The sequence below is a fragment of the Pseudomonas sp. NFACC25 genome (genome assembly GCF_900100935.1).
Classification (GTDB): Bacteria; Pseudomonadota; Gammaproteobacteria; order Pseudomonadales; family Pseudomonadaceae; genus Aquipseudomonas; species Aquipseudomonas marginalis.
On sequence record NZ_FMUC01000014.1, the window covers coordinates 16,772 to 37,834 of the forward strand.

A 21,063-nucleotide genomic window follows, 5' to 3' on the forward strand; every position below is an offset into this window, starting at 1 on the left:
GACAGTTTAGCCGCGCTTGGGTGCATTGAATACGATAGCTCGCTAACTATTTGAATGGGTCAGGCGAGCTTGGCGCTGTAGCCCTCTTCGCTGATCAGGCTGATCACTTCCTCGGCAGACAGGCGGCTTTCGACGCCCACCTCTTTCGCCGCCAGGTCGACCTTCACGCTGGCCGCCGGATCCTGGCTCTGCACCGCCTGGGTCACGGCCCGAACGCAGTGGCCGCAGGTCATTCCTTCAACGCTGAATATTTGCATGACATGACTCCTTTGATGAGGTTGAACCCAGTCTTGACCTTGCCACGATGGCAAGGTCAAGTTCTGAAACTTTCGGCCGGGCTGGTATTACACCGCGACGTCGGCCAAGCTTCACCCATCTTCGATTCAAACCACGGAGCATTCGCCATGCGCTGGTCGTTTTTTGGCCTTGTCGGCCTGATGAGCTTGTCTGCCGCTGCGCCCCAGGCCCTCGCCGCAGAAGACTATGCGGTGCTGATCATTTCCCGCGAACGCCTGGAAGTACCGACCAATTGCGAGATCGGCCTGTACATCCAGGACCAGTTGGCCGGGCGCCTGTTCCAGGAACAGTCCACCTCGTTCAACCTGCCCGCCGGCAATGTGTCGCTGCGCCTGAAACTGCTGCCGGGCCAATCACCAGGTTGCTTGCCGGGCCTGCTCGCGCCGCCGGCGCAGAACATCACGCTCAAGGCCGGTGACGTACGCAAGTTGCGCATTGCCCAGGGCCCGGAAGGCATGTACCTCAAACCCGCCGCACTGGAATACTGAAGACGCTTGACCTTCCCCACAGGTCAAGGTTGATCCTGGGGGCAACTTCTCTGGAGGACTGCCCCATGAATGGATCCACCACCTTTGACCTGCCCATCGGCGGCATGACCTGCGCCAGTTGCGCCGGGCGTGTCGAGCGCGCGCTGGGCAAAGTGCCGGGGGTGCAAAGCGTCAGCGTCAACCTGGCCAACGAGCGCGCCCACGTCGAAGTGCAGGGCCAGATCGACCCGGCCGTGCTGATCGCCGCCGTCGACAAAGCCGGCTACACCGCCAGCCTGCCGCAAAGCGAAACCAGGACAGAGGCCGATCAGGCCCAACGCCTGCACCGCGAGCGCTGGTCGCTGCTGCTGGCGATTGTGCTGGCATTGCCCCTGGTGCTGCCGATGCTGGTGCAGCCCTTCGGCCTGCACTGGATGCTGCCGGCCTGGGTGCAGTTCCTCCTGGCGACCCCGGTGCAATTCATCTTCGGTGCACGCTTCTATATCGCAGCCTGGAAGGCCGTACGGGCCGGCGCCGGCAATATGGACCTGCTGGTGGCCATCGGCACCAGCGCCGGTTACGGCCTGAGCCTCTATGAATGGCTGACCGCGCCCGCGGGCACCATGCCCCATCTGTACTTCGAAGCGTCGGCCGTGGTGATCGCCCTGGTGCTGCTCGGTAAATACCTGGAGAGCCGCGCCAAACGCCAGACCGCCAGCGCCATCCGCGCCCTGGAAGCCCTGCGCCCTGAACGCGCGATACGTGTACAGGCTGGCCGCGAGGAGGATGTGGCCATCAGTGCGCTCAAGCTCGATGACCTGGTGCTGGTCAAACCCGGCGAGCGCTTCCCGGTGGACGGTGAAGTGGTAGAAGGCCAGAGCCATGCCGATGAGGCACTGATCAGCGGCGAAAGCCTGCCGGTGCCGAAGCAACCTGGCGACGCCGTGACCGGCGGTGCCATCAATGGCGAAGGCCGCCTGCTGGTGCGCACCACCGCGCTTGGTGCCGAAAGCGTACTGGCGCGCATCATCCGCCTGGTGGAAGACGCCCAGGCCGCCAAGGCACCGATCCAGAAGCTGGTGGATAAGGTCAGCCAGGTATTCGTGCCGACCGTGCTGGTCCTGGCGTTGATCACGCTGGTGGGCTGGTGGCTGTACGGTGCGCCGCTGGAGACCGCGATCATCAACGCCGTGGCGGTGCTGGTGATCGCCTGCCCGTGCGCACTCGGGCTGGCCACACCGACCGCCATCATGGCCGGCACCGGCGTCGCCGCACGCTACGGCATCCTGATCAAGGACGCCGAAGCGCTGGAGCGCGCCCATGAAGTGAGCACCGTGGTGTTCGACAAAACCGGCACTCTAACTTCCGGCACCCCGAAAATTGCCCATTTGGCGGCAGTGGATGGCGATGAAGCCACATTGCTGCAACAGGCCGGTGCGCTGCAACGCGGCAGCGAACACCCGTTGGCCAAGGCGGTGCTGGATGCGTGCAGCGAGCAAGGCCTGACGGTGGCGGACGTAAGCACCAGCCAATCCCTGACCGGACGTGGCATTGCCGGTACCCTCGACGGGCGCCAACTGGCATTGGGGAATCGTCGCCTGCTGGAAGAGAGCGGCCTGGCCGCGGGTGGGCTGGCCGACTCTGCCACCGCCTGGGAGGCCGAGGGCCGTACCTTGTCCTGGCTGATCGAGCAAGGCGCGCAACCCCGTGTGCTCGGGCTGTTTGCCTTTGGTGACACGCTCAAGCCTGGCGCTCTGGAAGCGGTGGCACAACTCAAGGCCCGGCACATCGGCAGCCACTTGCTCACCGGCGATAATCGCGGCAGCGCCCGCGTAGTCGCCGAAGCGCTGGGCATCGATGACGTACACGCCGAAGTCCTGCCCGCCGATAAAGCCGCCACCGTCGCCGAACTGAAAAAAACCGGCGTGGTGGCCATGGTCGGCGACGGCATCAACGACGCCCCGGCCCTGGCTGCCGCCGACATCGGTATCGCCATGGGCGGTGGCACCGACGTGGCCATGCATGCCGCCGGTATCACCCTGATGCGCGGCGACCCACGCCTGGTCCCGGCCGCCCTGGAGATCAGCCGCAAGACCTACGCCAAAATCCGCCAGAACCTGTTCTGGGCCTTTGTGTATAACTTGATCGGCATTCCCCTGGCCGCATTCGGCCTGCTCAATCCGGTGCTTGCAGGTGCGGCCATGGCCTTGTCCAGCGTCAGTGTCGTGAGCAATGCCTTGCTGTTGAAAACTTGGAAACCCAAGGAATTGGAGGATCAACGCCCATGAACATCGGCCAAGCCGCCCGGCAAAGCGGGCTGAGCGCGAAGATGATTCGCTACTACGAATCCATCGGCCTGCTCAAGGCGGCCCATCGCACCGACAGCGGCTACCGCATCTACGGCACCGACGACCTGCACACCCTGGCGTTTATCAAACGCTCGCGGGACCTGGGGTTTTCATTGGAAGAGGTGGGCAAACTGCTGCCCCTGTGGCAGGACCGGCAACGGGCCAGCGCCGATGTGAAAGCCCTGGCGCGCCAACATATCGATGAGCTGAACCAGAAGATCCTGGAGTTGGGGCAACTGCGCGATACGTTGCAGGACCTGGTGGAACACTGCCACGGGGATGACCGGCCGGATTGTCCGATTCTCAAGGAGTTGGCGTCGGGAAGCTGCTGCGCGTGAGGCTCTAACTGACTAACTACAAAACCAATGTGGGAGGGGGCTTGCCCCCTCCCACATTTTGATCCTCATCCAGCCACGGATCACTGCATCCAGGGCGGCGGCGGCGGTTCTTCCGACGCTTTGCTCGGTGGCGCATCATCCGCCGCCCGAATGGCCTGGCGCCGTTCTTCATCCAGCCGCGCCGCTTCGATCTCGCGGATCACACCGCCCACGTCCGCCAGCTCTTCCGGCTCGTCGAACTCGCCGGTCAATACGCTGGCCGGGTGCAAGGTGCCGGCTTCATAGAGCGCCCACATTTCCTTGGCGTACTTGGTCTTCTTCAACTCCGGGGCAAAACGCCCGAAGTAGGAAGCCATGTTGCCCACATCCCGCTCCAGCATGTTGAACGCGTGGTTGTTGCCCGCCGCATCCACTGCCTGGGGCAGGTCGATAATGACCGGGCCGGTCGGCGTGAGCAGTACGTTGAACTCGGACAGGTCACCGTGCACCAGGCCGGTACACAGCATCAGCACGATCTGGGAAATCAGGAAGGCGTGGTATTCACGCGCCTGGTCCGGCTCCAAGGTCACGTCATTCAGGCGTGGCGCGGCATCGCCGTACTCGTCGGCCACCAGTTCCATCAACAGCACGCCTTCGAGGAAGTCGTATGGCTTGGGCACGCGAACGCCCGCACCGGCCAGGCGGAACAACGCCGCTACTTCGGCGTTCTGCCAGGCATCTTCGGTTTCTTTCTTGCCGAATTTCGAGCCCTTGGCCATGGCCCGGGCCTGCCGGCTGTTACGGACCTTACGGCCTTCCTGGTATTCGGACGCTTGACGAAAACTTCGTTTGTTCGCCTCCTTGTAAACCTTGGCGCAACGCAATTCATTGCCGCAGCGCACCACATAAACAGCTGCTTCTTTACCACTCATGAGTGGGCGCAGCACTTCGTCGACCAGACCGTCTTCGATCAGGGGTTCAATGCGTTTAGGAGTCTTCATCAGCTTTTATTGTGGGTCCTTTATTACCAAATACGCGTATGGCACTCGTTATACGGCAATCGGCTCGCCGGTGGGAGGGGCTACCGACCTCTGACCACTCAAGAATGCATCCAATATGCCAATTTCGGCGAATTCACCGTTCGATGATCGCCGTCACGCCCTGGCCGCCGGCGGCGCAGATCGAAATCAGCCCGCGCCCCTTGCCCGCCGCGTCGAGCAACTTGGCCAGGTTGGCGACAATGCGCCCACCGGTGGCGGCAAACGGATGCCCGGCCGCCAGAGAACTGCCCTTGACGTTCAGGCGGCTGCGATCGATGGCCCCTAACGGTGCGTCCAGCCCGAGGCGCGTCTTGCAGTAATCCGCATCCTCCCAGGCCTTGAGCGTGCACAACACCTGGGCCGCGAAGGCTTCGTGGATCTCGTAGTAATCAAAGTCCTGCAGCGTCAGGCCGTTGCGCGCCAGCAAGCGGGGCACCGCATACACCGGCGCCATCAGCAGGCCTTCGGCGCCGTTGACGAAATCCACCGCCGCCGCTTCGCCATCGCGCAGGTACGCCAGGATCGGCAAACCACGCGCCTGGGCCCACGCCTCGCTGCCCAACAGCACCAGGGATGCACCGTCGGTGAGCGGTGTGGAATTGCCGGCCGTGAGCGTGCCTTTTTCGCTGCGTTCGAACGCGGGCTTGAGCGCGGCGAGTTTCTCCAGGCTCAGGTCGGGACGCAGGTTGTTGTCGCGGGTCAGGTCCAGAAACCGCGTGAGCAGATCGTTATGCCAGCCTTCGGCATAGGCAGCGGCCATTTTATGGTGGCTCTCAAGGGCGAGTTGGTCCTGCTCGGCACGGGGAATCTGCCAGGTCTGTGCCATCAATTCGCAATGCTGGCCCATGGACAAACCGGTGCGCGGCTCGCCGTTACGCGGCAGCTCAGGCCTGAGGTGCTGGGGACGAAGTTGTAACAGGACTTTTAATTTATCCGCCATGGACTTGCTGCGATTGGCTTGCAGCAGGATCTTGCGCAGCCCTTCATTCACGCCGATAGGCGCGTCGGAGGTGGTATCCACCCCCCCGGCAATCCCGCATTCGATCTGGCCCAGGGCGATCTTGTTGGCCACCAGCAACGCCGCCTCGAGCCCCGTGCCGCACGCCTGCTGAATGTCATAGGCCGGGGTTTGCGGCGACAGGCGTGAACCCAGCACGCATTCACGGGTGAGGTTGAAGTCGCGGGAATGCTTGAGCACCGCGCCGGCGGCCACCTCACCCATGCGCAGGCCGTGCAGGTTGTAGCGTTCGATCAGGCCCTCCAGGGCCGCGGTCAGCATCGCCTGATTGCTCGCCGTGGCGTAAGGGCCATTGGAGCGGGCGAAAGGAATGCGGTTACCGCCAATGATCGCTACACGGCGCAATTGAGTCATGGAAAGCTCCCTGTCGGTTGTGGTCTGGATAACTGAGCCTAGTCGAACGACTGCTACCCTGGGATGGTCAACCCTTTGAACCCCAGCCTTCGGAGAGCGTTCCATGTCTGACCGTTATATCGACTTCGCCAACTCAAGCCTCGGCCATCGCCTGGTCGCCGCCCTTGGCCTGCCGTCACCGGTACGCCTGGAACGCTGGCAAGCCGGGCGCCTGCGCCCGGTGGAAGGTGCGCTGTTACTGGGTGGTGGCGCGCTGGCAACGAACGTGAAAGCATTTGCCAACCGGCTCACCGACGCCATTTACACGTACGGCGCCGACACTTCGACCTGGATTCCCGGCCACGGCCCCAAGCTCAAGGCCGTGGTGTTCGATGCCAGCGACCTGCAACACACCGACCAGCTCAAGCAACTGCGTGAGTTTTTCCAACCGTTGCTGAAAAACCTGGATCACAGTGCACACCTGGTGATCCTCGGCCGCGCGCCGGAAAGCCTCAGCGACCCGTTCGCCGCCAGCGCCCAGCGCGCCCTCGAAGGTTTCAGCCGTTCTCTGGCCAAGGAACTGCGCAACGGCGGCGTGCTGCAATTGCTCTACGTCGGCGACGGTGCCGAAGACCAACTGGAAGGCGCGCTGCGCTTCTTCCTCTCACCGAAAAGCGCCTATATCTCCGGCCAGGTGATTCGCCTGAAGGCCTGTGCCACGCCCGTCGAAGACTGGACTCGCCCCCTCGCCGGGCGCAAGGCATTGGTCACCGGCGCAGCCCGTGGCATTGGCGCGTCCATCGCCGAAACCCTGGCCCGCGACGGCGCCGAAGTCATCCTGCTCGACGTGCCCCAGGCCAAGGCCGACCTCGAGGCCCTGGCCGCACGCCTGGGTGCGCGCACCGTGGTGCTGGATATCTGCGCCGAAGACGCCGCCGGCCAGTTGATCGAACACCTGCCCGACGGCCTCGACATCCTGGTGCACAACGCCGGGATCACCCGTGACAAGACCCTGGCCAACATGACCCCGGAATACTGGGACGCGGTGCTGGCGGTCAACCTCAATGCCCCGCAAGTGCTGACCAAGGCACTGCTGGACAGCGGTACCCTGCGCGACAATGCCCGTGTGGTGGTGCTGGCCTCCATCAGCGGCATCGCCGGCAACCGTGGGCAGACCAACTATGCCGCGAGCAAGGCCGGCTTGATCGGCCTGGTACAGGCATGGGCGCCGTTATTGGAAGAACGCGGGATCAGTATCAACGCCGTAGCCCCAGGCTTTATCGAAACCCAGATGACCGCGCATATTCCATTTGCACTGCGTGAAGCCGGGCGGCGCATGAGTTCCCTGGGCCAGGGCGGTTTGCCGCAGGACGTCGCCGAAGCCGTGGCCTGGCTGAGCCAGCCGGGTTCCGGTGCGGTCAGCGGGCAAGCGCTGCGGGTGTGTGGACAAAGTCTATTGGGAGCGTAAGCATGGATTGGCAAACCTTAGGCAGTACGCCGTTTCTGCCACCGTTGTATTGGCGGGCAGCGCTCAAGCGCAAGATCACCGGCAACACGCTGCCCGAACAAGGCCTGCGCTGTCGGGTAAGCGTCGACCCCAAGCAGGTGGCGGCGTACCGCCAGGTCTGCGGGTTTACCGAGAGCCCCATGCTGCCGGCGACCTATCCGCACATCCTGGCATTCGGTCTTCAGATGCAGTTGCTCACCGATAAGAAGTTTCCCTTCCCTCTGCTGGGATTGATTCACCTGAGTAACCGTATCCGCATCCATCGCCCACTGGGCGGAGTCAGCGAATTGTCCATCGGCGTGCACACGCAGAACCTCAGGCCCCACCCCAAGGGCGCAACCTTTGAAGTAGTCACCACGGTCGAAGATTCCCTCGGCCTGCTCTGGGAAGCCGAGAGCCGCATGCTGTGCCGGGGTGTAAAACTGCAAGGCGAAACGACGGACAATGCGCCACAGAGTCCCACCCAGGTCAACGACCTGACCCGCTGGAAAGCCCCCGCCGACATCGGTCGCCGCTACGCACGGGTGTCAGGAGACTACAACCCGATCCACCTCAGTGCGCTGACCGCCAAACTGTTCGGTTTCCCCCAGGCCATCGCCCACGGGCTATGGAACAAGGCGCACACCCTCGCCGCCTTGGGCGAGCACCTGCCTGCCGCCAATATAGAAATAGACGTGGAGTTCAGGAAGCCCGTGCGCCTGCCCAGTGACGTCAGGCTACTGGCCAGCGCCGCCGGTTCCAGCGGCGAATTCTTATTGAAAGGCGCGGGTGACATCGAGCATATGCTGGGCAAATGGCAGCCCATTGCATAAAAGCGACTGATAAATTGTATATATACACCCTAAGTGATAGCGGGCCTTTTCAGGCTCGCTTTTTATATGCAGGTTTTTGATTTTAAACATATATACAGCCAGAAACATCATGCCCTATACCTTTGGCATTAGTCGCTTAAACGGTACAACCCAGCCGTATATAAATCATTAATACCAAGTTGAGCATTGAGAGAAAGAGCGCCCGGGCCTGTTATAGCCACACGGACAAACGCATCGCTATCCGCAGAAATAGCCAGCGTTTGAGACAACTCAGGTTGTACAGGTGCAAGGAACTCAATCATGAAGACTCAAGTGATGTTCTGGAAAGCAAGTACCACGCTGGCACTGGCAATCGCACTCACACTCGGCGGTTGCAGCAGCGGTGGCGGCGGACATCACAGTGGGGGCTCTGCTTCCTCGGATACTGCCGCTGGCGGTGGCGGCAGCGGTGGCGGCGGTACAGACGGTGGCGGTACCGGCACAACCAGCACCCTGGTAACGGCCAGCGTGGCCGACACCCTGGGCGATACCGTGACCGACCTCGGCGGCACCGTCAGCAGCCTGGGCACTACCCTGGGCAGCCTGCCTATCGTGGGTGCAACTACGCGCAGCCTGGTGCGTGCCACCGGCAACGCCGTCAGCAGCATCGGCGACGGCCTGTCGGATGGCCTCGGTTCACTGGGTACCGACAGCAATGCACTGGGCAACACCGTCGCGGGCGTGGCCGACGGCGTCTCCGACCTCGGTGCAGGCGTGACCGCCACCGGCCAGAACGTCGCCACCTTGCTGGGGCACGTGCCGGTGGTCAGCGGCGCGGCACCGGTGGCAGGCAACGTCGTCGGCAAGCTCGGCAATGCCGTGACCATGCTCGGCGACACCCTCAGCACCGCCAGCACCACCGGCCCGCTGGGTTCGGCCACCCATACGCTTGGCGCAAAGGTATTGGTCCCGGTGGTGTCGCTGGTGGAAAGCACCACCGGTAAAATCGGCAGCACGACCGGCCTGGACAGCCCCGTGGGCGGCCTGCTGCAAAAGCTCGGCGATACCGTCGATAGCCTGGGCAATCAAGTCGCCGACACCGGTGGCAGCGGCAACCCGGCGACCGGCGCCGTGGGCGGCGTGCTCAATGGCGTGGGTACCGTGGTCGGCAAGGCCAGCGGCTATGTCGACGCCACGGGTAACGGTGGCGGCAGCAACCGCAGACCGGGCCTGGCGGAACTCATCGGCGGCGTGATAGCGGGTGCCGGCAGCGGCCTCAATGCCGGCAGTAGCAGCGGCCTGGTCAGCGCCACCGGCGTCACCGGCGTGAAGGCGGGCACTACCGTGGCATCCCTGGGCACCCTTCTGGGCGGCAGTGGCGTCCCCAACACCGCCGCAGGTGCCCCCATTGCCACGTTGACCAGCCAGGTCGGCGGCGCGTTGAACCCCGTCACCAGTGGCGTCACCCGCCTCACTCAAAACGTCGGCAATGTCACCGGCCTGGGCACTCCAATCAACGGCCTGGCCACCAACGCCGGCGGCGCCGTCAGCAGGCTGGGCAGCCAAATCACCGGCACCAACGCCAACCCGGTCATCAACGCCTTGGGTGGTACCGTCAACGCAGTGGGTGGCACCGTGGCCTCGGTCGGAGGATTGGTCAGCGGCGGCCCCAACACCGGTGGTGGTTTGCTCGGCGGCGGCCTGGCGGTGACGAGCTCCGCGGGTGCCAGCACCAGCACGAATGGCGGTGCCCTGGGCGGGCTGCTGGGTGGCCTGACCGGCAGAAAATGATTGCACCTGGCCGATTAGACGGCCTCACCTACAGCGCCTACGCTTGGTTGAGACGAGAGACCAGCTAAGTCTCTCGTCTTTTTTTCATGGGTCAATGATCGCCCCCTGAAAAAACCCAGACCGCGCTCCTCGAGCCCGACGGGAACCTGCAAAACGCTGCAGCAGTTTTGACCATGGAGTGTCCTATGCGCGCTTTGACACCATTGTTACTGCTCACCCTCAGTGCTTCCGTCCACGCCGGCCCCCTGCCCAGTTTCCTGAATAGCAACGACACCGTCCGCAACCTGCCCGTGCCTAACCTGCCCGCCGACGCCTATCGACCGGCGCCCCCGCAGACCCGACTGCCCGCCCCTGCTGCCAGCGCGGAGCAGCCGTTGCTGATGGACACCAAGGTGACCATTCGAAAGCTGCAGATCGACGGCGGCACGGTCTACCCGCTCAAGGACGTCGCCCAGGCATTCGAACCGCTGATCGGCCATGAGACCAACCTGGCGCAATTGATCGAAGCCACCCGCAGCATCACCCGCCGCTACCAGGAAGATGGCTACCTGCTGTCCTACGCGTTCCTGCCGGAACAGCGCTTCGACGGCGGTCTGGTGCATGTGGTGCTGGTCGAAGGCTATATCCGCGATTACCAGCTGCAAGGCGACATCGGCCCGGTTTCGTCCTACGTCGACAAACTCGCCGAAAAACTCAAGGCCGAACGTCCACTCACCCGTAAGACGTTCGAGCGTTACACGACACTGATGAGCGCCATCCCGGGCGTAACCTTGCAGGCCCAGGTACCGCCGCCCGCCACCACCGACGGCGGCACGCCGATGCACATCACCGCCAGCCGCAAACCCTTCACCACCAGCATGAGCCTCAACGAGGCCAGCCGAGGCGGCACGCAGGCGCTGCTCACCGGCACCGGCAACTCATGGACCTCCATGGGCGAACAACTGAGCCTCAGCGGCCTGTTCCCGCCCGGCGACGACAAAGAACATTACTACCGCGCAGCCTACAGCCAATTCATCAATGCCGAGGGCACCCAGCTCACGCTGGCGGGTGAACGCTACCGCGCCGATCCACGCACCAGCCTGCAACTGGGCGAAGGCCTGGAGCTCAAGCCACACCAGGAAATCGACCGCTACGCCATCGGCTTCAGCCACCCGCTGATCGCGTCGCCCAACGAGTCATTGAACCTGGGCGCGCGCTACTATGCCGTCGACCAGACTACGCGCTACAAGCTCGAAGGTTTCCCGCAACGCCTGGCGCTGCAAACAGACCTGCGCGCACTGGCGTTCGAAGGCGATTGGCGCAAGGCCGACACGACCCAGTTGCGCATCCTCAGCGCCGGTGTGTACCAAGGCATCAACGGCATGGGCGCCAAGACCCGCACAGACTTCGGCGGGCTCAAGCCGGACCTCGACTTCTTCCGCCTGCGCCTCTCCGGCGTGCAGAGCAACAGGCTCTTCGATAACTGGCAAGGTGTACTCTCCGGCGCACTCTACTGGAGCCACCACGACCTGCCCGACAGCGAGCGTGCCACCTTCGGCGGGCAGAATTTCGGCCGTGGCTACCCCGATGACCAGGGCTCCGGCGACAAAGGCTGGGGCGTGGCGTATGAGATCAACTACAGCTACAACCGTGCTGGCGAGTGGGTGCGGATCCTGCAGCCCTATATGGTGCTCGACCGCGCCAGGGCCTGGTTCAACGACCTGCCGGTCAAGGGCAGCGATATGTCATCGGCGGCCCTGGGCCTGCGTTTTGGCGACGCCAGGTACTACAACATTTCCGTGGAAGCGGCCAAGCCGATGGCAGATGTGGCGCGGGATAACTTCGACCGACGGCCGCGGTATACGCTGAGCTTCACTTATCAGCTGTGAATGAGCGCTTAATACCTGGAGTGAGAGAGAGGAAACAGGTTGTTGAGCGTATCGATCAGGCGCACCAGATAGATCGGCTTGCGGAACAGGTCCAGCACCTGCAGGCGCAGCATGTCGCTGACGTCATCCATCTCGGCATGGCCGGACATCACGATCACCGGCAGGTGCGAGCGCGAGGTGTGTTCGCGCAGGCGCTTGATCAAGGAAATGCCGCTTTCCTCAGGCATGCGCAGGTCGGTAATGACCAGGGCGATATCCGGATGCAGTGTCAATTCTTGCAAGGCGAAGGTCACGGAGGTGGCGGTAAAACAGACAAAGCCCTCGTGTTCGAGGGATTCGGCCAGCTCAACCAGAGCATCCTCTTCGTCGTCCACCAATAGTATTTGTTGGCGAGACAAAGAAGATGTGCTCATGGCCGTACCTGGAAGAATGGGGTAATTGAAGAATAGCTGCTGCAACTTGGCAGTCAGGTCGCCGTTGGCAGCTTGGTAGCGATCGACGTGAAAATTCCACTTATCTTGGTGCCCAGGCCGGTTCCGGCACCCACAATGACAAGGGCCACCAGCGCCACGATAATGGCGTATTCAATACCTGAAGCAGCCTCTTTGCGTTTGAAGAACAGTTGTGTTTGAACATATAACTTCAACATCAGGTCAAGGAACATACGACTTCTCCCTAATACGCCACTAAAAGCCAGTACGGCTCTAGCACGATGTTTGCGACGTGCAATTAGAGCATTGCCAACAAACCTCAGCCTCACAACTGTAAGAACTCATTAATCACAAAGTATTAGTCGTCGGCCCATGCCTGACTACCCGGCTGCAAATAGCGTTCAAATAAAATTTTATCCGTGACAAATGGCGTTTCGTCCTGGCTGAGCTACCTTCAAATAGCCAAATCGTTAGATGTTCATCACAGCCAGGTTGCGAATTAGTTCGTTTGGATTGACGAACAGGTAGTGCAACGGGAAAGGGAGAGCCGTCATGAACAGTCGCATCAGCATGGCCCTGGCCGCTGTGCTGCTAATCGGGGCATTGATTGCAGGGTACTGGGGGCTGGTGTTGAGCCGCCAACCGGAGCCCGTCGCAACACCTGTCATTTCTGCCGAAAAGCCCACTGCTGTCGTCGAAGACCAGACCCGCCAACCAGTGGTCGTACTCGCGCATGACGTCCCTGCCTTCGTTGCACTTACCGCTGCCGACCTGGTCGTGGAAAAACTCCGCACGGTGCCGGCCGGCAGCCTGACGCGGCTGGACCAGGCCATCGGCCGCCAACCACTGCGCGCACTGGGAGCAGGTACCTGGCTCAGCGAAGAAAGCTTCAGCGCCGGCGGCCCGCTTGCCCGCATGATTCGTCCCGATGAGCGCGCATTGGCCGTGGCCGTCGACGAGGTGATCGGCGCGGCAGGCCAACTGAGCCCCGGCGACTATGTGGATGTGCTGCTGTTCCTGCGCCAGGATGCTGGCAACGCGGAGCAGTCGGCACAAATCGTCCTTCCGGCCCTGCGCCTGCTCAGCGTCGGTGACCAATTGGGCCTGGCCAACGATGGCTTGCCGGCCGTGCCGCCCGCCACCACGCCCGAGGAGCGCGCCCAGGCTGCCCAGCGTCGCGCTGCTGCACGCACCGTGGTGCTAGCCGTGCCGGAGCCTCTATTGAGCCGCCTGATGCTGGCGTCGCAAGCCGGTACCTTGCGCCTGGCCGTGCGCAGTGCCGAGGAGCAACTGCTCAGCCAGTACTGGGCCGGGGAAAACGACGCTTCGGACAAACTGGCCAATGCCAATCGTGACCTCTACCAATTCACCCAGCTTGCCCTTGTGGGACCGCCCAAAAGCGTCGCGCAAATCAGCGGCGCACCTGCTGTACGCCGGGGCGTCGAGGTGATTCGCGGCGCGCAGGCCACTGAACAAACCCCGTGATTGAGCAAGGATGCCTTGAATGAGCCATCGCTACGCCCTCATGTTCACGCCAATTGCCTGGGCCTTGATGCTGACAAGCCTGCCAGCCGCCATGACCCTGGCGGCACCCGGCAATTGCAGCGCCATGGGCCAGTTGCCTGCCGTGGTCGAGGTGGGCGAAGGCTTGCAACAGGAGCTGCAATCGCCGGTGCCAATCACCCGCCTGGCGATTGGCGACCCGAAGATCGCGGATGTGCGCGTCAATGGCGACCGTCAATTCCTGCTGACCGGCGTCGCCAGCGGCGCTACCAGCCTGATGGTGTGGACTGCCTGTACCAAGGCGCCGCGCCAGAGCATGGTGTTCGTCAAGGGCAAGGCCACGTCGGCACTGACCAGTTTGTCGCGGCCACCCTCCGAAGACCCATTGCTGCCCAGCCAGGTGCAGACGGATATACGCTTTGTCGAAGTCAGCCGCACCAAGCTCAAGGAAGCCAGCACCCAGTTCCTGGGGCTGGGCAACAATTTTTTCCTCGGCAGCCCCAACCTTCTCTCCCCGGCAGAAGGCGTGTTCAAACTGCCGGTGAGTGCCGAGTCTTTCAATGTCGGTTTTGGCGGCGGTCGGGTCAAAGCGATGATCAACGCCCTCGAGAGCAGCGGTTTTGCCTACACCCTGGCGCGTCCCAGCCTGGTAGCGCTGAGCGGCCAGAGCGCGACCTTCCTGGCCGGCGGTGAAGTACCTATACCCGTACCCAGCGCCGGCAGTGACACCATCTCCATCGAATACAAGGAATTCGGCATTCGCCTGACCCTCACGCCGACGGTGATTGATCGCAACCGCATCACCCTCAAGGTAGCGCCGGAGGTCAGCGAGCTGGACTACAGCAACGCCGTACAGATCCAGGGCATCCAGGTGCCGGCCCTGACCGTACGCCGCACCGACACCAGCGTGTCCCTGGCCGATGGCGAAAGTTTTGTGATCAGCGGCCTGATCAGCACCAATAACCGCTCCAGCATCAGCAAGTTTCCAGGGTTGGGCGATATCCCGGTCCTGGGTGCGTTTTTCCGCGACACCAATATCCGCCGTGAAGAAAAGGAGCTGCTGATGATCGTCACGCCGCACCTGGTGCAACCGCTGGCGGCCAACGCTCAGCTGCCTTCCTTGCCCGGCGAAAAACTGCGCAACTATGACCCCAACTGGTACCGCCTGTTTTTCCTCGAAAACGGTAATTTCGACCGCCGCAGTGGACTTTCCCAATGAGCGATAGCTTGAGCCAGACGTTCCTCGCCATCACTCGCAACACCATCGACCTGGAGTGGCTGCAGGGTGCCCTGGCCCCCCTTGGCCAAGTCGTGAGCGCTGGCACCGGCAGCCTGGACGAGCTGCTGGCGCTGGTCGACGTGACCTTTGCCAACCTGGTGTTCATCGGCCTGGACCGTGAAAACCTGGTGGCCCAGAGTGCGCTGATCGAAGGCGCCCTGGAGGCCAAGCCGATGCTCGCCGTGGTCGCCCTGGGCGACGGCATGGACAACCAGTTGGTACTCAACGCCATGCGGGCCGGCGCCCGGGATTTCGTCGCCTACGGCTCACGCTCCAGCGAAGTGGCCGGCCTGGTGCGCCGCTTGAGCAAGCGCCTGCCGACCGTCATCCCCAGTGCGCATTTGGGTGGCCTGACCGTTCTGTTTGGCACCCAAAGCAACGCCGACGGCGCGATGCTGGCGACCCACCTGGCCCTGGTGGTGCAAAAAAGCGGCCAGCAGACCCTGCTGCTGGATCTGGGCCTGCCACGCAGCGACAGCCTGGCGCTGCTGGGGCTGGAGAGCACCTTCAACTTCGGTGACGCGTTGCGGCATTTGCGCCGCCTCGATACCACGCTGATCAACAGCGCCTTTACCACAACCGTGGATGGCCTGCGCATCCTGGCGTATGCCACCGGCGACGAACCGCTGAAACTGACCAGCGCCGCCGAGCTGTACATGCTGCTCAGTGCATTGCGCCAGCACTTCCAGCACATCGTCGTGAACCTTACCGGGCAACCGGACAGCGACGCACTGCGCACCTTTGTCGGCCACTGCGACAAACTGCTGTGGTGCACCGACCAGAACGTACTGGACTGTCGCCGCAACCTCGCGGTGCTCAACCGCTGGCGCGACAAAGGCATGAAACTCGACCACGCCAGGCTGGTGGTCGACCGTTATATCAAGTCCTGCGTACCAGACACCGACACCCTGGAAAAAAGCTACGGCCTTGAGTGCATCGCCGTGCTGCCGCTGAGCGCCGAACTGCGCCTGAACGTAAAGAACCAGGGCCAGACCCTGTTTGCCCTGGCCCCACGTGAAGCGTTGAGCCTGGCCGTGCGCACCTTGGGCGAACGCCTGGCGAAACGCTCCGAGGGCTTGGAAAAACCATCAATGCGTTGGTTCGAACGCATCCTGGGGACAGTGCGATGAACGGCGAGAAACTCTTCGGCGGCCCGGCCCGCAGCGGCGGCAACACGGATCACGATGGCTTGAAGCTGGTGTTGCATCGCTACATCATCGACGCTATCGAGGAGTCGGGTAAGAACCTGCTTGAAGACACGCGCCAATCCCTGGCGCAATTTGTCGTCGACAAGGTGTCCGAGTACATCACGCGCATGCGCCTGGCGATCTCGCGCTATGAGATGGAACGCCTGGCCGAAGAGATCGTCGATGAACTTACCGGTTTCGGCCCGCTGGAGGTGCTGCTACGCGACCCATCGGTCACCGAAATCCTGGTCAATGGGCCGCACCGGGTGTTTATCGAACGTGAGGGCCTGCTGCATCAGAGTGACCTGCGTTTTATCGACGACCACCACGTGGAGCGCGTGATGCAACGCATCCTCGCGCCATTGGGCCGGCGCCTGGACGAGTCCTCGCCGATGGTCGATGCACGCTTGCCTGACGGTAGCCGGGTCAACGCGATCATCCCGCCGATTGCCCTGGATGGGCCATGCCTGTCAATCCGCAAGTTCCGCAAGGACATGCTCAAGAGCAGCGACCTGGTTGCCATGCAGACCATCGACCAGAGTATCTTCGAGTTTTTCCAGGAAGCCGTCGGCAGGCGCTGCAATATCCTCATCAGCGGCGGCACCGGCACCGGCAAGACCACGTTGCTCAATATCCTCAGCCAGTTGATCAATCCCCACGAGCGTCTGGTGACCATCGAAGACGTTGCCGAATTGCAACTGGGGCATCCCCATGTGGTGCGCCTGGAAACCCGCCCGCCCAATGCCGAGGGCCACGGTGAGGTCAGGTCCAGCGACCTGATTCGCAACGCCCTGCGGATGCGCCCGGACCGTATCATCCTGGGGGAAATCCGTGGCGTGGAAGTGCTCGACGTAATGACGGCCATGAACACCGGCCACGACGGTTCCATGAGCACCGTGCACGCCAACAATGCCCAGGATGCGTTGCTGCGCCTGGAAACCCTGGTGGGCCTGACCGGCCGCGTGATCGCGGAAAAAACCCTGCGCCAGATGATCTGCGCCGCGCTGGATGTGGTGATCCAGCTGACGCGCATGCCCGATGGCCGTCGTTGCGTGAGCGAGGTGGTGGAAGTGGTCGGTGTGCGCGATGATGTGTATGTCACCAATACCCTGTTCCGGCTGGACCGGCGCACCGGCGTCGGTTTCCTGCGCGAAGCCATCAACCCGGCCGGCGATAAGTTGCGCCGCGCCACAGTCATGCCGCTGTAGGGAGCGCCTGATGACCGGACCTGTATTGCTGCTGGTTTGCCTGTTGCTGATCGGTCTGTCGTTCTGGCTGTTTCAGCATGGCCTGCGCAAGGCCCGGACCATTCGCGTGCTGGAGCGCCTCGGCGATGGCCAACCCGAGGCCCAGGAGCAGCCCGGCACCTGGACCGGCCTTGAGCGCATGTTTCTGCGCGCCGGGCTGGGCAAACCCAAGGAACGCCTCGGCCTGTGGCTGAGCGCGTGGGTGGTCGGCGCCCTGCTGGGCTACTGGGTCGCCGACTGGCTGGGCCTGGTGTTGATGGCCCTGGGCCCGCCCCTGGCATTGCGTGCGTATATCGCCTGGCGTTACCAGCAACGGGTGCAACGCATGGTCGAGCAACTGCCGCAGCTGTTGGACCATAGCGTACGCAGCCTCAAATCCGGCCGCACCCTGGCCGACGCGGTATTGGGCGGTATCGAGAGCGTGGAAAACCCGCTCAAGCACGCCATGGGCCGCATGCAGCGCAACGTGCGCCTGGGGGTGAGCCTGCCGGATTCGGCCAGCGACTTCGCTGAATTCTACGAACAGGACGAGTTCCGCCTGTTCGCCCTTGGCCTGAAGGTCAACCACCGCTACGGCGGCAACGCCAGCGAACTGCTGGAAAACCTGATCAAGATGATCCGCGAGCGGGACCAGGGCGCCCGGCAACTCAAGGCGATGACGGGCGAGACCCGCATGACGGCCTACGTGCTGGGCGGTTTGCCGATCCTGATCGTGGGCTACTTCATCCTGGTCAACCCTGGCTACTTGATGACCATGTGGAACGACGACACGGGGCGCTCCCTGCTGTTCGGCGCACTGGCGATGGACCTGGCGGGCACCTTTGCCATGTGGCGCATGCTGAGGAGTGTGTGAGATGGCCCTGATGGTCAGCCTGTTGCTGGCGCTCGCCGCCATGGTACTGGTGGGCGGGCAATGGCTCGAACATCGCCGTCGTGATCGCCGGGTCGTTGAGCGCTTGCAAGGGCGCAGCGCCAGCGATGACAAACTTGGCACGTTCATGCGCCAACTGGGCGCAAGCACGCTGGCCCAGCGCTCAGTCAGCCTGGATAACGAGACCCAGGTCCTGCTCAACCGGGTCGGTTGGCGCAAGGCCAGCCAGCGCTCGCTGTTTGCCGCTTTCCAGATCGGCGTGCCTGTCGCGGCGATGGGCCTGACCCTGCTCGGCCAGCAACTACTTTTCCCTCACGCCAGTCCCGCCTGGATTGCCCCGGCGGTCGCCCTGGGCATCGGCTACCTGCTGCCAAAACGCGTGCTCGCCGCTGCCGCCAAATTCCGCCAGCAGCGCATCGCCAAGGAAATCTCAACCTTCATTCCGCTGCTGCGCATCCTGTTCGAGTCGGGCATGGCGATTGAACAATCCTTGCGCGTGATGGCCAACGAAGCCCAGCGCTTGCTTCCAGACCTGACCCACGAATTGCGCCTGATCCTGGCGCGAGTCGACTCCGGCCTGGAACTGAGCGAAGAACTGGGCAAGACCGCGCGCATATTGGAGGTGGATGAGTTCACCGACACCTGCATCATCCTCCAGCAATTGATCCAGCAGGGGGGTGGCGCGATGAAATCCCTGCTGACGCTCAAGCAATTGCTCGACGACCGGCGCCTGACCCGCATGCAGGAATACATCTCGAAAATGTCGGCCAAAATGTCGGTGGTGATGATGGTGTTCCTGTTTCCCGCCTTGCTGATCGTGCTCGGCGGCCCCGCCTTTATCGGCATCGCCCGCGCCTTGAGCCAATTCTGAGGACCACCTTGATGAAACCACTGATTGCCGGCCTGACCCTGCTGATGCTCGGCGGATGCGCCACCGACGGCCACACCCCATGGGCCGCTCTGACCTCGCCGGGCAGTTGCGCCAAACCCAGTGCGGAGCAGGAACTGACGCTGAACCTGTCCGATGACCTGGCCAACGAGGGCAAGCTGCACGCCAGCCTGGCCAACCTGCAGAACCTGCCCGACAGCTTGCCCCAGGTGCGCCAGCGCCAGGCCCGTAACTTTCGCTTGCTGGGCCGCAGTGAGGCCGAACCCTTGTATCGCAGCCTGCTGGGTACTTGCATGACCGCCGAAGGCGAACATGGGCTGGGGCAACTGGCAGCGGCCAAGGGCGACCACCCACAGGCGATGGCTCACCTGCAAAGGGCCGCGCGCCTGGCGCCCACCGATGAAAAAATCCGCAATGACCTGGGCGTGGTGTACCTCAACCAATTGCGCCTGGAAGACGCACGCTTTGAGTTCATGACGGCTATCGAGCTCAAACAGGGCGACACGTTGGCTGCGGTCAACCTGGTGACCTTGCTGATTTATCAGGATGACTGGGGGCAAGCGGCCAGAGTGGTCAGCCAGCTGGGTTTGAACCCCGGCCAGGTCACCGAGGCACAGGCCCGCGCGGCCCGGCTCAAGCACTCAGCGAGGACCGCGCGCAACGTCGCGACGACCGCCGATGCCCTGCCGGTGAGTATCAAGTAAGGAGTCGATGATGAAAGCCCATTACGTTGTGTGTCTGGCGCTGCTGCCATTGAGCGCCTCGGCTATTCCACCGGGGCCTTCGTCCCCGCAGCAGGCCGAAACGGAAAACTGGATGGCGTTGCAGGTCGATGGGCGGGCAGCCTCGCCGACACCGCAGAGCACCACCCCGGCGGAAAAGGAGCAGGCCTTGCAGCGTTGGCTGGACAGTCACAAGCACCCGATTCCGGAGTTCTTTGAAACCAAGTCGGAGGCGGGCGGCAAGAGCCAATGAACCCCGTGCGTCAGTGCGCACTCATCTGCTGGCGCATCGGCGAGTGGCTTGGCGACAACGCCAGCGCCAGCTGGGTGCGGTTGTGCATATGGGTCAGGCGCAACACCTGGGACACATACAGCTTGACGGTGTTTTCGGTGATGCCCAATTCGCAGGCGATCTGGTAATTGGTCTGGCCCTTGCCTACCAGCCACGCAACCTCCATCTGACGCGGTGACAACTGGTTGAAGATGGATGGAATCTGCGCCGGCCCGGCGTCTTGCCCGCCCTCGGCGTCAGCGTCCTGCAGCGGGCCGCGCCGTACCTTGTCGAGGTCCTGGTACAAGTCATTGATGGATTCGGAAAGGTACTGCAGTTTCTGGTTCAAGTGCCCCAGTTGCAGCTCCTTTTGCCGCTCTTCCAGCGCCGCTTCCTGGCGCTGCAGGCCCTCGAGCAACTCATCGAGGTTGATCGGCTTCTGGTAGTAATCCGAGATGCCCGCGCGCAGGGCCTTGATCACGTCCTGTTTGTCGGCACGCCCGGTGAGCATGATGGCCTCGAACGCACGCCGCTTGCCGGCGATCTTCTGCATCGACTGCACCAACTCGATCCCATCCATGTCCGGCATGTGCAGGTCACACAACACCAGGCCGACCTCGGCGTCCTCGCTGAAACGCTGCAAGGCCTGGCGGCTGGATTCGCACGGGACGCAGTGGTAGCCACTGCTTTCGAGAAATTCGCAGAGTTCCTCCACGATCAGCGGTTGGTCATCGACCACTAGCACTTTTACAGCCGATTTCAGCTTGTTCACACGCGACTCCATGCCTGGCAAGCCAAAAGACTGACCTATCCGTTTGGACGAAGAATCCTATACATCCGTTCCATAAACGTAGACCTACTTTCCGACTCTGTACATAGCAATAGA

General features: G+C 62.7%; 22 protein-coding genes. 15 read left to right on the top strand and 7 right to left on the bottom strand.

The features are described 5' to 3' along the window. Positions 1-59: 59 nt before the first annotated feature. On the bottom strand, positions 60-257 hold the full coding sequence (locus BLQ09_RS24960; RefSeq protein WP_027607957.1) for a heavy-metal-associated domain-containing protein: 198 nt from the start codon (positions 255-257) through the stop codon (positions 60-62). Between the two features lie 147 nt (positions 258-404). On the opposite strand from BLQ09_RS24960, the gene BLQ09_RS24965 reads away from it, so the two are divergent. The 3 genes from BLQ09_RS24965 to cueR all read left to right on the top strand — a co-directional run bounded on the left by BLQ09_RS24965 (position 405) and on the right by cueR (position 3,450). Further along, on the top strand, positions 405-785 hold the full coding sequence (locus tag BLQ09_RS24965; protein ID WP_027607958.1) for a hypothetical protein: 381 nt from the start codon (positions 405-407) through the stop codon (positions 783-785). A gap of 65 nt (positions 786-850) precedes the next feature. Beyond that, a complete protein-coding gene (locus tag BLQ09_RS24970; protein WP_092358905.1) occupies positions 851-3,052 on the top strand; it encodes a heavy metal translocating P-type ATPase in 2,202 nt (733 codons plus the stop codon). Continuing rightward, positions 3,049-3,450, top strand: a complete 402-nt coding sequence (cueR, locus tag BLQ09_RS24975) for a Cu(I)-responsive transcriptional regulator (RefSeq protein ID WP_092358907.1) — start codon at positions 3,049-3,051, stop codon at positions 3,448-3,450. Before BLQ09_RS24970 ends, cueR begins: the two co-directional genes overlap by 4 nt. 80 nt (positions 3,451-3,530) lie before the next feature. Here the strand turns inward: cueR and BLQ09_RS24980 are convergent, their stop codons facing one another. Further along, on the bottom strand, positions 3,531-4,430 hold the full coding sequence (locus tag BLQ09_RS24980; RefSeq protein WP_027607961.1) for a PA4780 family RIO1-like protein kinase: 900 nt from the start codon (positions 4,428-4,430) through the stop codon (positions 3,531-3,533). 133 nt (positions 4,431-4,563) lie between these two features. Continuing rightward, positions 4,564-5,841, bottom strand: a complete 1,278-nt coding sequence (locus BLQ09_RS24985; RefSeq protein WP_092358909.1) for an acetyl-CoA C-acetyltransferase — start codon at positions 5,839-5,841, stop codon at positions 4,564-4,566. Between the two features lie 103 nt (positions 5,842-5,944). Between BLQ09_RS24985 and BLQ09_RS24990 the strand changes: the two genes are divergently transcribed. Together BLQ09_RS24990 and BLQ09_RS24995 are read left to right on the top strand one after the other, a co-directional pair. After that, a complete protein-coding gene (locus BLQ09_RS24990; RefSeq protein ID WP_027607963.1) occupies positions 5,945-7,288 on the top strand; it encodes a 3-oxoacyl-ACP reductase in 1,344 nt (447 codons plus the stop codon). A gap of 2 nt (positions 7,289-7,290) precedes the next feature. Next, positions 7,291-8,139 carry a MaoC family dehydratase gene (locus tag BLQ09_RS24995; protein ID WP_027607964.1) on the top strand — a complete coding sequence of 283 codons (849 nt, stop codon included), beginning with the start codon at positions 7,291-7,293 and terminating at the stop codon, positions 8,137-8,139. 128 nt (positions 8,140-8,267) lie between these two features. Here the strand turns inward: BLQ09_RS24995 and BLQ09_RS31350 are convergent, their stop codons facing one another. After that, complete coding sequence (locus BLQ09_RS31350; RefSeq protein WP_155954386.1) at positions 8,268-8,441, bottom strand: hypothetical protein; 174 nt, start codon at positions 8,439-8,441, stop codon at positions 8,268-8,270. On the opposite strand from BLQ09_RS31350, the gene BLQ09_RS25000 reads away from it, so the two are divergent. Beyond that, positions 8,440-9,909, top strand: a complete 1,470-nt coding sequence (locus tag BLQ09_RS25000) for a collagen-like triple helix repeat-containing protein (RefSeq protein WP_092358911.1) — start codon at positions 8,440-8,442, stop codon at positions 9,907-9,909. The two genes, BLQ09_RS31350 and BLQ09_RS25000, sit on opposite strands and share 2 nt — an antisense overlap. A 185-nt stretch (positions 9,910-10,094) precedes the next feature. After that, the gene (locus BLQ09_RS25005) at positions 10,095-11,777 is read left to right on the top strand and encodes a ShlB/FhaC/HecB family hemolysin secretion/activation protein (protein WP_092358913.1); all 1,683 of its coding nucleotides are present in this window, start codon (positions 10,095-10,097) and stop codon (positions 11,775-11,777) included. Between the two features lie 8 nt (positions 11,778-11,785). Here BLQ09_RS25005 and BLQ09_RS25010 read toward each other — a convergent pair whose 3' ends face one another. Both BLQ09_RS25010 and BLQ09_RS25015 read right to left on the bottom strand, forming a co-directional pair. Then, the gene (locus BLQ09_RS25010; protein ID WP_027607967.1) at positions 11,786-12,190 is read right to left on the bottom strand and encodes a response regulator; all 405 of its coding nucleotides are present in this window, start codon (positions 12,188-12,190) and stop codon (positions 11,786-11,788) included. Positions 12,191-12,243: 53 nt separating this feature from the next. Next, positions 12,244-12,441 (bottom strand): Flp family type IVb pilin, encoded by a 198-nt coding sequence (locus BLQ09_RS25015; RefSeq protein ID WP_027607968.1) that lies wholly within the window; start codon positions 12,439-12,441, stop codon positions 12,244-12,246. A 319-nt stretch (positions 12,442-12,760) separates the two neighbouring features. Here BLQ09_RS25015 and cpaB point away from each other — a divergent pair, with 319 nt between their 5' ends. From cpaB to BLQ09_RS25055, 8 genes are read left to right on the top strand one after another with little or no spacing between them, the layout of a single operon-like run. Beyond that, positions 12,761-13,693, top strand: coding sequence for a Flp pilus assembly protein CpaB (gene cpaB / locus BLQ09_RS25020; protein ID WP_027607969.1), 933 nt, complete (start codon positions 12,761-12,763; stop codon positions 13,691-13,693). Between the two features lie 19 nt (positions 13,694-13,712). Then, entirely contained in the window at positions 13,713-14,930 is a 1,218-nt protein-coding gene (locus tag BLQ09_RS25025; RefSeq protein ID WP_092358915.1) for a type II and III secretion system protein family protein, read from the top strand. Continuing rightward, complete coding sequence (locus BLQ09_RS25030) at positions 14,927-16,120, top strand: CpaE/TadZ family protein (protein WP_092358917.1); 1,194 nt, start codon at positions 14,927-14,929, stop codon at positions 16,118-16,120. Before BLQ09_RS25025 ends, BLQ09_RS25030 begins: the two co-directional genes overlap by 4 nt. Then, a complete protein-coding gene (locus tag BLQ09_RS25035) occupies positions 16,117-17,385 on the top strand; it encodes a TadA family conjugal transfer-associated ATPase (protein WP_092358920.1) in 1,269 nt (422 codons plus the stop codon). Before BLQ09_RS25030 ends, BLQ09_RS25035 begins: the two co-directional genes overlap by 4 nt. A 10-nt stretch (positions 17,386-17,395) precedes the next feature. Further along, positions 17,396-18,277, top strand: a complete 882-nt coding sequence (locus tag BLQ09_RS25040; RefSeq protein WP_092358922.1) for a type II secretion system F family protein — start codon at positions 17,396-17,398, stop codon at positions 18,275-18,277. Between the two features lies 1 nt (position 18,278). Beyond that, positions 18,279-19,166, top strand: coding sequence for a type II secretion system F family protein (locus BLQ09_RS25045; protein ID WP_027607974.1), 888 nt, complete (start codon positions 18,279-18,281; stop codon positions 19,164-19,166). 11 nt (positions 19,167-19,177) lie between these two features. Beyond that, positions 19,178-19,888, top strand: coding sequence for a tetratricopeptide repeat protein (locus BLQ09_RS25050; RefSeq protein WP_092358924.1), 711 nt, complete (start codon positions 19,178-19,180; stop codon positions 19,886-19,888). Positions 19,889-19,898: 10 nt separating this feature from the next. Beyond that, complete coding sequence (locus tag BLQ09_RS25055) at positions 19,899-20,159, top strand: DUF3613 domain-containing protein (protein WP_027607976.1); 261 nt, start codon at positions 19,899-19,901, stop codon at positions 20,157-20,159. Positions 20,160-20,169: 10 nt separating this feature from the next. On the opposite strand, the gene BLQ09_RS25060 is transcribed toward BLQ09_RS25055, so the two are convergent. Then, on the bottom strand, positions 20,170-20,949 hold the full coding sequence (locus BLQ09_RS25060) for a response regulator transcription factor (protein WP_092358926.1): 780 nt from the start codon (positions 20,947-20,949) through the stop codon (positions 20,170-20,172). Between the last annotated feature and the right edge of the window lie 114 nt (positions 20,950-21,063).